Here is a 10,906-nt window from a genome sequence, read left to right as displayed (position 1 = left end):
CCGAGGTCCTCGGCGGCCCGGCCGGGCGCCGGCTCGGCGGCGAGGGGCCGTGGTGGGCGCGCGCGCTGCCGGTGTCGGTGGCCCTGGCCTCGCTCGTCGTGGCGCTCGGCGCGCTCACCAAGCACCACTGCCGGGCGCAGGGGTGGAACACCCCCGACCAGTTCGTGCACGCCTGCTACTCGGACCTGCCGGTCGTCTACACCTCCTCCGGCCTGGCCGCGGGCCTGGGCCCCTACGCCGAGGGCGTCTCGCTGGGGCAGCCGCCGCTCACGGCCGTGCTGGCCTGGCTGGTGGGCCGCGCCGCCCCGGCGCAGGTGAGCGTGGAGGCCCAGCGCGCCTACTTCGACGCCGGCAGCGTCGTTCTGCTGCTCGCGGCGCTCACCGTGGTCGTCGCGGTGCGGGTGAGCGCGGGCCGGCGCCGCGGCTGGGACGCGCTGCTCGTGGCCGCCAGCCCGGTCCTGCTGCTCAGCGCCCTGGTCTCCTTCGACCTCCTCGGTGTCGCGCTGGCCGCCGCGGGGATGGCCGCGTGGGCGCGCCGGCGCCCCGTCGCGGCCGGGCTGCTGCTCGGGCTGGCCGTCGCCGCCCGCACCTACCCGGCCCTGCTGCTGCTGGCGATCGTGCTGCTGGCGGTGCGGACCGGGCGCTGGCGCGCGAGCGCCACGACGCTGGCGGCGGCCGCCGCGGCCTGGCTGGCGGTGGACCTGCCGTTCGCGCTGGCGCGCCCGCAGGCCTGGAGCGCCCACCTGACGGCCTTCGGCGACCAGCGGGCCGGCTACGGCTCCCCGTGGCTGCTGCCGCAGCTGGTGCAGCAGGCCGGGGGCGCCCGCGACGCCGTCGGGCTGCCCAGCGGCGCGGTCACCGCGCTGGCGGTGGGCGCGTGGGTGGTCTGGACGGTGCTCGTCGCGGTGTTCGTGCTGTGGACGCCGCGCCGGCCGCGGCTGGCGCAGGTGGCGTTCCTGCTCGTGGCGGGCTTCTGCGCGCTGGGCCCCTCCTTCCCGGTGCAGGCCTCGCTGTGGCTGCTGCCGCTGGCGGCGCTGGCGGTGCCGCGCTGGCGCGAGCACCTGCTGTGGTGGGTGGCGGAGGGCGTCTACTTCGGCGCGGTGTGGCTGTACATCGCCGGGCAGTCCACCCCGGACCGGGCGCTGCCGGCGGAGCTGTACGCGCTGGTGCTGCTCGTTCGGCTGGCGGCGATCGGCTGGCTGGTGGCGTGCGTGGTGCGCGACGCGCGCCGCCCGGCCGCGGACCCGGTGCGCACCGTCCGCGGCCTGGACGACCCCTCGGGCGGCGACTTCGACCGCGCCCCCGACGCCCTCGTCGTCCGCGTCGCCTGACCCGCACCTCCCCGTCCGGGGGTCCACAGGAGCGGTGGCGGCGCGGCGGCGGCCGGGCGCTGTGGACGGCGGCGCCGGTGCCCGCCGCTCGCGGCAGGGTGGGCCCCCGAGGGCCGGTAGACTCGTGTGGTCCCGTGCCCGCACCGCTTCCGCGGTCGGGTCCGGACGACGCACCGAGACCCTCCTGCCACGGAGAGACCGTGGCCGCTCGAGACCGAAGGAGGTGGGGAATGAGCGCGCGTCAGTACGAGCTCATGGTGATCCTCGACGCGGAGCTGGAGGAGCGCACGGTCGGACCGTCGCTCGACCGCTTCCTCAACGTGGTCCGCCAGGGTGGTGGCGAGGTCGGCAAGGTCGACATCTGGGGCCGCCGCCGGCTCGCCTACGACATCAAGAAGAAGTCCGAGGGCATCTACGCGGTCGTCGAGCTCAACACCGAGCCGGCCGTGGCCCAGGAGCTGGACCGCCAGCTCAACCTCAACGAGGCGGTGCTGCGGACGAAGCTGCTCCGCGCCGAGGCCGCCTGATGGCGGGCGAGACCGTCATCACGCTGATCGGGAACCTCACCAACGACCCCGAGCTGCGCTTCACCCCCTCCGGCGCCGCGGTGGCCAACTTCACGGTCGCCTCGACGCCCCGCACGTTCGACCGCCAGTCGAACGAGTGGAAGGACGGCGAGACGCTGTTCATGCGCTGCGCGATCTGGCGCGAGGCGGCGGAGAACGTCGCCGAGTCCCTCACGCGCGGCACCCGGGTCGTGGTGACCGGACGCCTGCAGTCGCGGACCTTCGACACGAAGGAAGGCGAGAAGCGCACCGTCATCGAGATGCAGGTCGACGAGGTCGGCCCCTCGCTGCGCTACGCGACCGCGAAGGTCAACAAGACCTCGCGCGGTGGTGGGGGCGGCGGTGGCGGCGGCTTCGGCGGCGGCGGCAACTCCGGTGGCGGCAGCGGCTCCGGCGGCTCCGGCGGCTGGGGCGCCTCCGGCTCCTCCTCCGGCGGTCCCGCCGCCGGTGGTCAGCAGCAGGAGGACCCGTGGGCCACCGGCCCCTCGGGCGGCGGCTCCAGCGGCGGCTGGGGCGGTTCGTCCAACGACGACCCGCCGTTCTGACGGTCGTCCACCACTGACCCATCCCAGGGCTCGAACCCCTGGGCTCTCACGAGAGGGGAGCACCACGATGGCCAAGGTGCCCGTGCGCAAGCCCAAGAAGAAGCAGAACCCGCTGAAGGCCGCCAAGATCGAGGCGGTCGACTACAAGGACACCGCGCTGCTGCGCAAGTTCATCTCCGACCGCGGCAAGATCCGCGCGCGTCGGGTGACGGGCGTGTCCGTCCAGGAGCAGCGGCAGATCGCCAAGGCGATCAAGAACGCCCGCGAGATGGCGCTGCTGCCCTACAGCAGCTCCGCCCGCTGAGGAGGGGACACGAGATGAAGCTCATCCTCACCCACGAGGTCACCGGCCTCGGAGCCCCCGGCGACGTCGTCGAGGTCAAGGACGGCTACGGCCGCAACTTCCTGCTCCCGCGCAACCTGGCCACCCCGTGGTCCAAGGGCGGCGAGAAGCAGGTCGAGACGATCCGCAAGGCCCGCAAGAGCCGCGAGATCGCCTCGCTCGACGACGCCAAGGCCGTGAAGCAGTCGCTGGAGTCGCGCACGGTGGCCTTCGCCGCCCGCGCCGGCCAGGGCGGCCGCCTCTTCGGGGCCATCACCCCGGCCGACGTCGCGCAGGCCGTGACCGCCGCCGGCGGCCCCGCGGTCGACAAGCGCAAGGTCGAGATCCTGCAGCCGATCAAGACCGTCGGCACGCACAAGGCCCTCGTCCGCCTGCACCCCGAGGTGTCGGCCACGGTGACCATCGACGTCGTCGAGGCCACCGCCTGAGCCGAGCGCTCACCGCACGAGCAGAGGCCGGTCGCACCCTGGTGCGGCCGGCCTCCGCGCGTCCGGGGCACCCGCGACGCCCCGGGCGGCCACCGGGCGGGCCCGGTGTCGAGTCAGGATAGGCTTGCCTGGCTGATCCGCTCCCGCCTGCCGGAAGGTCCCCCCGTGCTGCTGTCCCGTCGTGCCGCCCTCGCCGCCTCCGCCGCCGCGGCCCTGTCGCTGTCCGCCTGCGGCGACGACTCGAGCCCCGCCACCGGCTCGGCGACCTCCGGCACCCCGGCCGCGGCGGGCGGCTTCCCGGTGACCATCCCCACGAAGTTCGGCGACGTGACCCTGGAGCAGGCGCCGCAGCGCGTCGTCGCCCTCGGCTGGGGCGACGCGGAGACCGCGCTGGCCCTGGGCGTGCAGCCCGTCGGCGCCTCCGACTGGCTGGCCTTCGGCGGCGAGGGCGTCGGCCCCTGGGCCGCCGGCAGGTACACCAGCCCGCCGCAGATCATCGGGACGCTGGAACCCTCCTACGAGGCCGTCGCGGCGCTGCAGCCGGACCTGATCCTCGACGTCAAGAGCTCCGGCGACGAGGACCGCCACGCCAAGCTGGCCGCCATCGCCCCCACCCTCGGCGTCCCCGCCGACGGCGAGTCCTACCTCACCGACCTCCGGGACCAGGTGACGATGATCGCCCAGGCCCTCGGCAAGGCCGCCGAGGGCCAGGACCTGCTCGACGAGGTCGACACCGCCTTCGAGCAGGCCGCCGCCGCCCACCCGCAGTGGAAGGACCGCACCGTCACCGCGGCCGCCCGCACCAGCGAGGGCTGGGGCGCCTACGTCGAGGGCAGCGAGCGCGTGGAGTTCATGGAGCGCCTGGGCTTCGTGCAGAACCCGCAGGTCGCCGCGCTGCCCGTCGGCGAGGGCGGCTTCAGCGTCGACGTCTCGAACGAGCAGCTCACCCTCCTGGACGCCGACGCGATCATCGCCTTCCCCATCTACGTCCCGGCCACCGACATCACCGGCGACCCGCTGTGGACGGCGGTCCCGGCGGTCGCGGCCGGGCGGGCGCTCGTGCTCGACGAGGAGGTCTCCGACGCCTACTCCCTGGCCTCGGTGCTCTCGGTGCGCTACGCCCTGGACGCCCTCGTGCCGCAGCTGGAGCGCATCCTCCCCGCCTGAGCGGCCTTCCGGCCCCCTGCGGCCCCCCGCGCTCCCGGTCACCCCGGGGCCGCGGGGGAGCGCCTCAGGCCCCCGTGACCACCCACGCGCCGCCGCGCTCGCGGCGCACCAGCGTGAGCAGCCGCGCCAGCGTGAACACCCCGGCGAAGCCGATCCACAGCCACACCAGCCCGCTGCGCCCGGCCGGCGCCAGCCGCAGCACCCCCAGGGCGAAGGGCGCGTAGCAGGCCAGCGTCACCAGCCCGGCACGCGCCAGGTAGCGCCCGTCGCCGGCGCCGATGAGGACGCCGTCCAGGACGAAGACCCACCCGGCCAGGGGCAGGCACAGCCCCAGCACGACGAGCGCGGCGGCCAGGTGGGCGCGGGTGGCCGGGTCCGGGGCGAAGAGGCCCGCCACCGGCGCGCTCGCCGGCACGAGCAGCGCGCCCAGCACCGCGCCCGCACCGACGCCCCAGCGCACCACCTGGCGCACCGTGGCGCGCACCTCGTCCACGCCCCCGGCGCCCAGCCCCCGCCCGACGAGGGCCTGCGCGGCGATGGCCAGGGCGTCCAGGGCCAGCGCCGCCGTCGTCCACACCGTGCTCGCCACCTGGTGGGCCGCGATCCCCGCGTCCCCCTGCGCGGCCGCCACGAACGTCGTCAGCAGCAGCGCCACCCGCAGCGTCACCGTCCGCACCAGCAGCGGCACGCCGTCCCGGGCCCCGCGCAGCACCCCCAGCGGGTGCGGGCGCACCCGGGCACCGGCCCGCCGCACCCCGCGCGCCACGACGGCCACCAGCGCCAGCGCCATGAGCAGCTGGGTGGCGGCGGTGCCGATCGCCGAGCCGGCGACCCCCCAGCCGGCGCCGTGCACGAGCAGCAGGTTGAGCCCCGCGTTGAGCGCGGCTCCCGCGGCGGCCACCACGAGCGGCGTGCGGGTGTCCTGCAGGCCGCGCAGCACCCCCGTCGCCGCCAGGACGACGAGCATCCCGGGCAGGCCCGGCAGGCTCCAGCGCAGGTAGGTCAGCGCGAACGGCCGGGCGGCGGCCGACACCCCCAGCAGGTCGACGACGGGACCCGACAGCAGCCCCACGAGCACGGCGCTGAGCACGCCCAGCCCCAGCGCGAGCCACACGCCGTCCACGCCCTGCGCCAGCGCACCGCGCCGGTCGCCGGCCCCCAGGCGGCGGGCCACGCCCGCGGTGGTGCCGTAGGCGAGGAAGACGAAGACGCTGACGGCCGTGCCCAGCACCGCGCCGGCGATGCCCAGCCCGGCGAGCGGCAGCGTCCCCAGCCGCCCCACGATCGCGGAGTCGGCCAGCAGGAAGAGCGGTTCGGCCACGAGCGCGCCCAGGGCGGGGACGGCCAACCGCAGGATCTCGGCGTCCCGCCGCCCCGGCTCGAGCCGCCCGGGGGAGCCGTTACCAGACCGCAACCCGTCCGCCATCCACCCGTCCACACCACTCTTCGTGCTTCCACACCGCGTGGACAGCATCGTCGCAGGTCAGCGCAGTGCGACCGTCCCCGGCCCCCTGGATCCACGAAGTTGTCCCCAGGGTTGTCCACCCCCTGTGCACAACGGTCCCCAGGCCGTCCACAGCCTGTCCACCGACCTGTGCACAGGGCCGTTTGACCCGGCGGCAGGGCGTGGGTCACTGTGCCTGGAGAGCACGTCGAGCTCGTGTCGGACGCCTCCCGTAGACCTGCGGGCGACGGCCGCCGAGAGGGCGTCCGGGAAGAGGGGCTTGCCGCAGTGACCACCTACGACGAGCCGCCCGCGCAGTACGACGGCCAGGGCGGTCAGCCCCGCCGCGGCCGCGACGGGGGCTCCTCCGCCGGCGGTGAGTCCTTCGACCGCATGCCCCCCCAGGACATCGCCGCCGAGCAGGGCGTGCTGGGCGGGATGATGCTGTCCAAGGACGCCATCGCCGACGTCGTCGAGGTCCTCAAGGGCAACGACTTCTACCGCCCCGCCCACGAGCTCATCTACGAGGCCGTCCTCGACCTGTACTCGCGCGGCGAGCCCGCCGACCCGGTCACCGTCTCCGCCGAGCTCACCAACCGCAACGAGCTCGCCCGCGTCGGCGGCACCCCCTACCTGCACGACCTCATCTCCACCGTCCCCACGGCCGCCAACGCCGGCTTCTACGCCCGCATCGTGCGCGAGCGCGCCGTGCTGCGCCGCCTGGTGGAGGCCGGCACCCGCATCGTGCAGATGGGCTACGGCGGCGACGGCATGGACGTCGAGGCCATCGTCAACTCCGCCCAGGCCGAGGTCTACGCCGTCACCGAGAAGCGGGTGAAGGAGGACTACGCCGTCCTCGGCGACGTCATCGAGGGCACCATCGACGAGATCGAGGCCAGCTCCCACCGCGGCGAGGGCATGGTCGGCGTCCCCACCGGCTTCGCCGACCTCGACCAGCTCACCAACGGCCTGCACCCCGGCCAGATGATCGTCATCGCGGCGCGGCCCGCCGTGGGCAAGGCGCTCGCCCTCGACACCCCGCTGCCCACCCCGGGCGGCTGGACGACGATGGGGCGGGTGCAGGTCGGCGACGAGCTCCTCGGCGCCGACGGCCGCCCCACCCGCGTCGTCGCAGCGACCGACGTCCTGCTCGACCGCCCCTGCTACGAGGTGCGCTTCTCCGACGGCAGCTCGATCGTGGCCGACGCGCAGCACCAGTGGCTGACCAGCACCCGGGCCTCCCGCAAGTCCGCCCACGCGGCGGCCACCGGGTACGACCGCACGAAGAACCAGCGCACCTTCCCCTCCGTGAAGACCACCGAGGAGATCGCCGGCACCGTCCGCTGCGGAGGCGCCGAGCAGCGCCTCAACCACGCCGTGGCCCTCGCCGCACCGCTCGAGCTGCCGGAGCAGGACCACCTCGTCCCCGCCTACGTCCTCGGGGCCTGGCTGGGCGACGGCACGAGCGCGTCCGCGCAGATCACCACCGCGGACCCCGAGCTCGTCGTGCACCTGGAGGACGAAGGGCTGGTCGTCGTCCCCCGCGGCGGCATGTCGTACTCGCTGCGCCTGCCGACGCCCGTCATCGCAACGAGGGGCTGCGTCGTCTGCGGCCGGGAGTTCACGCCACGCACCTCCGAGGTGAAGACCTGCGGCCGCAGCTGCGGCGGTCGCTCCCGCGGTGCGGGCGCACCCCGGCAGGAGCCGACCTGCCCGGACTGCGGCCGTCCGTCGTCGGGTCTGGTGCTGTGCCAGCAGTGCCGCGACCACCACGGCACCCTGCAGGCCCGGCTGCGGACCATCGGCGTCCTCGGCGACAAGCACGTCCCCGCCGCGTACCTGCGCGGCTCGCTGGCCCAGCGCCGGGCGCTGCTGGCCGGTCTGCTGGACACCGACGGGACGGTCGCGCCGAGCGGCACCGTGCAGTTCAGCGTGACCTCGCGCCGGCTCGCCGAGGGCGTCCGTGAACTCGTGCACAGCCTGGGCTACCGGACCGGCTGGAGCGAGAAGCGCGTCGACGGGCGCTCCGCCGCGTCGTCGACGGCCTACACGATCACCTTCAGCACCGATGACGACGTCTTCCGCCTCGAGCGCAAGCGCATCGCGCACAAGGACCGTCGACAGCGGCGGTTCACGCGACGCGACTCGCGCTTCATCACCGAGGTGCGCCGCATCGACCCCGTCCCCGTGCGCTGCGTGGAGGTCTCGAACGACGACCACCTCTACCTCGCCGGCCGGTCGATGATCCCGACGCACAACTCGACCCTGGGACTGGACATCGCCCGCGCCGCCTCGATCAAGCACGGCCTGGCCTCGGTGATCTTCTCCCTGGAGATGGGCCGCAACGAGATCTCCATGCGCCTGCTGTCCGCGGAGGCGCGCATCCCCCTGCAGAACATGCGCAAGGGCACGATGCGCGAGGACGACTGGACCAAGCTCGCCCGCACGATGGGCTCGGTGTCCGAGGCCCCGCTCTACATCGACGACTCGCCGAACATGTCGCTGATGGAGATCCGCTCCAAGTGCCGCCGCCTCAAGCAGCGCGCCGACCTCAAGCTCGTCATCGTCGACTACCTGCAGCTGATGACGAGCGGCAAGCGCGTCGAGAGCCGCCAGCAGGAGGTCTCCGAGTTCTCCCGCGCGCTCAAGCTGCTGGCCAAGGAGATCGAGGTCCCGGTCATCGCGCTCTCGCAGCTGAACCGCGGTCCGGAGCAGCGCACGGACAAGAAGCCGCAGATGAGCGACCTGCGCGAGTCCGGCTGCCTCACGGCGGACACCCGCGTGCTGCGCGCCGACACCGGCGCCGAGACGACGATGGGTGAGCTGTTCGCGCTGCAGGCGCGCGACGTGCCCGTCTGGGCCCTCGACGACTCGCTGCGCTACGTCCGCCGTCACCTGACGCACGTCTTCCCGACGGGGGTGAAGCCCGTCCACCGGCTGCGGCTGGCGTCGGGCAAGGAGGTCCGCGCCACCGCGAACCACCCGTTCCTCACCTACGACGGGTGGAAGCCGCTGGGGGAGCTCGGCGTCGCGGACCGGATCGCAGTGCCGCGGCACGTGCCCGGTCCCGAGCGCGTCGCCGGCTGGGAGGACGACCGCGTCGTGCTGCTCGGGCACCTCATCGGTGACGGCTCCTTCGCGAGGCGGCAGCCGCTGCGCTACGCGAGCGTCGACGAGGCGAACCTGTCGGCGGTGGCGGACGCGGCCGCGTCGGCGTTCGGCATCACCGCGGTGCGCGACGAGCACGCCGCCGCGCGCTGCACGACGCTCCGCCTGCCCGCGCCCTTGCGGCTCACCCACGGCAAGCGCAACCCGATCGCCGAGTGGCTCGACGACCTCGGCCTGTTCGGCAGGCGCAGCCACGAGAAGTTCGTCCCCGAGGAGGTGTTCCACCTCCCCAAGCGGCAGATCGCCCTGTTCCTGCGCCACCTGTGGGCCACGGACGGCTCGGTCACCGTGTCGCGGGCCGGCCGCGGTGGGCGGATCTACTACGCCTCGACGAGCCGGCGCCTGGTCGACGACCTGTCGCGGTTGCTGCTGCGGTTCGGCATCTCCACCCGCGTCCGCACGGCGACGCCGAAGCCGGGCTACCGGCCCGGCTACACCCTCGACGTCTCCGGCGTGGACGACCAGCGGCGGTTCCTGCAGGAGATCGGCGTGCACGGGGCGCGGGGCGCGTCGGCCGACCGGCTGCTGGAGGTCGTCCGCGACGTCAGCGGCAACACGAACGTGGACACCGTGCCGCGCCAGGTGTGGGACGACGTCCGGCAGCTGCTGCAGGAGCGCGGGATGACGCACCGCGAGTTCGCCGCGGCGATGGGGACGTCGTTCTCCGGCAGCACCCTGTGGAAGCACGCCCCCTCGCGCGAACGACTCGGCCGGGTCGCGCAGGTCCTCGACAGCGCGGACCTGGAGGTGATGGCGGTGAACGACGTCCTGTGGGACGAGGTCGTCGCCATCGATCCGGACGGCGAGGAGCAGGTGTTCGACGCGACCGTCGCGGGCGGCCACAACTTCATCGCCGACGGGATCGCGGTCCACAACTCGATCGAGCAGGACGCCGACATGGTCATCCTGCTGCACCGCGAGGACATGTACGAGAAGGAGTCCCCGCGCGCGGGGGAGGCCGACTTCATCGTCGCCAAGCACCGCAACGGCCCCACCGACACGATCACCGTGGCCTTCCAGGGGCACTACTCGCGCTTCGTCGACATGGCGACGTGACCCGGGGCTGACCCGAGCCGACCCGGGGCCGGCCGGGCGCCGACCCGGGGAGCCGTCAGCGCCGCACCACCAGGACGGTGGTGCCGTCGCCGTCCTCGTCCTCGTCGGTCTCCGCCGCGGCGCGCAGCCCGGCGGTGCGGGCGGCCGCGAGCGCGGTCGGGGCCTGCGACTCGTCGAGCTCGACGAAGCAGCGCCCGCGGGCGCCGAGCCAGCCGCCCGCCTCGTGCAGCAGGCGGCGCAGCACGTCGAGGCCGTCGGCGCCGCCGTCGAGGGCGCGGCGGTCCTCGGCCTCGCGCATCTCCGGCGGCAGGTGGGCGATGTGCGCGGTGGGCACGTAGGGCACGTTGGCGAGCAGGACGTCCACCGCGCCGCGCAGCGCGGCCGGCAGCGCGGCGAACAGGTCCCCGGCGACGACGTGCGCGCCGGGCAGGTTGCGGCGGGCGCAGTCCACCGCGGCGGGGTCGAGGTCGGTGGCGTGCACGCGCAGCCCGGGCACGCGCGCCGAGACGGCGGCGGCCAGCGCTCCCGTGCCGCAGCAGACGTCGAGCAGGACGTCGCCGGGGCGGGCGTGCGCGGCGGCGCGCTCGACGAGGGCCGCGCTGCGGTGGCGCGGCACGAAGACGCCGGGTGCGACCGCGAGCCGCAGGCCGCAGAACCCCGCCCAGCCGAGGACGTCCTCCAGGCGCTCGCCGGCCACCCGCCGCGCCAGGAGGGCCTCCAGGTCCGCGCCGTCGGCCGCCTCCTGGAGCAGGGCCGCCTCCTGCTCGGCGTGGACGCAGCCCGCGGCCCGCAGCCGGGCGGTCACGGACGGTCGTGCGGGGGTCTGCTCGGGGACCTGCTGGGGGGCCGGCACGGCGG

General features: G+C 74.9%; 9 protein-coding genes. 7 read left to right on the top strand and 2 right to left on the bottom strand.

Going from position 1 to position 10,906, the window contains the following annotated elements; genetic code table 11:
* From GTQ99_RS13575 to GTQ99_RS13550, 6 genes are all read left to right on the top strand, one after another.
* Positions 1-1,331 (top strand): glycosyltransferase 87 family protein (locus tag GTQ99_RS13575; protein ID WP_166616265.1); only part of this gene is annotated, 1,331 nt, incomplete at its 5' end.
* Positions 1,332-1,561: 230 nt separating this feature from the next.
* Positions 1,562-1,858, top strand: coding sequence for a 30S ribosomal protein S6 (rpsF, locus tag GTQ99_RS13570; protein WP_166616264.1), 297 nt, complete (start codon positions 1,562-1,564; stop codon positions 1,856-1,858).
* Positions 1,858-2,442, top strand: coding sequence for a single-stranded DNA-binding protein (locus GTQ99_RS13565; RefSeq protein ID WP_166616263.1), 585 nt, complete (start codon positions 1,858-1,860; stop codon positions 2,440-2,442). Before rpsF ends, GTQ99_RS13565 begins: the two co-directional genes overlap by 1 nt.
* A gap of 67 nt (positions 2,443-2,509) precedes the next feature.
* Positions 2,510-2,746 carry a 30S ribosomal protein S18 gene (gene rpsR, locus GTQ99_RS13560; protein WP_012085900.1) on the top strand — a complete coding sequence of 79 codons (237 nt, stop codon included), beginning with the start codon at positions 2,510-2,512 and terminating at the stop codon, positions 2,744-2,746.
* 14 nt (positions 2,747-2,760) lie between these two features.
* Positions 2,761-3,213 (top strand): 50S ribosomal protein L9, encoded by a 453-nt coding sequence (rplI, locus tag GTQ99_RS13555; protein ID WP_166616262.1) that lies wholly within the window; start codon positions 2,761-2,763, stop codon positions 3,211-3,213.
* Between the two features lie 165 nt (positions 3,214-3,378).
* The gene (locus tag GTQ99_RS13550) at positions 3,379-4,380 is read left to right on the top strand and encodes an iron-siderophore ABC transporter substrate-binding protein (protein WP_338074980.1); all 1,002 of its coding nucleotides are present in this window, start codon (positions 3,379-3,381) and stop codon (positions 4,378-4,380) included.
* 64 nt (positions 4,381-4,444) lie between these two features.
* On the opposite strand, the gene GTQ99_RS13545 is transcribed toward GTQ99_RS13550, so the two are convergent.
* A complete protein-coding gene (locus tag GTQ99_RS13545; protein WP_166616268.1) occupies positions 4,445-5,806 on the bottom strand; it encodes an MATE family efflux transporter in 1,362 nt (453 codons plus the stop codon).
* A gap of 411 nt (positions 5,807-6,217) precedes the next feature.
* Between GTQ99_RS13545 and GTQ99_RS13540 the strand changes: the two genes are divergently transcribed.
* Positions 6,218-10,048 (top strand): replicative DNA helicase, encoded by a 3,831-nt coding sequence (locus tag GTQ99_RS13540; protein WP_166616267.1) that lies wholly within the window; start codon positions 6,218-6,220, stop codon positions 10,046-10,048.
* 55 nt (positions 10,049-10,103) lie between these two features.
* Here the strand turns inward: GTQ99_RS13540 and GTQ99_RS13535 are convergent, their stop codons facing one another.
* Complete coding sequence (locus GTQ99_RS13535) at positions 10,104-10,901, bottom strand: putative protein N(5)-glutamine methyltransferase (RefSeq protein ID WP_166616266.1); 798 nt, start codon at positions 10,899-10,901, stop codon at positions 10,104-10,106.
* Between the last annotated feature and the right edge of the window lie 5 nt (positions 10,902-10,906).

Origin of the sequence: Kineococcus vitellinus, assembly GCF_009906315.1 — a bacterium.
GTDB classification, from domain to species: domain Bacteria; phylum Actinomycetota; class Actinomycetes; order Actinomycetales; family Kineococcaceae; genus Kineococcus; species Kineococcus vitellinus.
The sequence above is the reverse complement of the archived record's forward strand: the minus strand, read 5'-3'. Positions and strand labels throughout refer to the sequence as shown.

Bases quoted from the DNA above. Each gene is read 5' to 3' on its own strand.
- GTQ99_RS13565 (WP_166616263.1), top strand. From the start codon at position 1,858: ATGGCGGGCGAGACCGTCATCACGCTGATCGGGAACCTCACCAACGAC.
- rplI (WP_166616262.1), top strand. From the start codon at position 2,761: ATGAAGCTCATCCTCACCCACGAGGTCACCGGCCTCGGAGCCCCCGGC.
- rpsR (WP_012085900.1), top strand. From the start codon at position 2,510: ATGGCCAAGGTGCCCGTGCGCAAGCCCAAGAAGAAGCAGAACCCGCTG.
- rpsF (WP_166616264.1), top strand. From the start codon at position 1,562: ATGAGCGCGCGTCAGTACGAGCTCATGGTGATCCTCGACGCGGAGCTG.
- GTQ99_RS13545 (WP_166616268.1), bottom strand. From the start codon at position 5,806: ATGGCGGACGGGTTGCGGTCTGGTAACGGCTCCCCCGGGCGGCTCGAG.
- GTQ99_RS13540 (WP_166616267.1), top strand. From the start codon at position 6,218: ATGCCCCCCCAGGACATCGCCGCCGAGCAGGGCGTGCTGGGCGGGATG.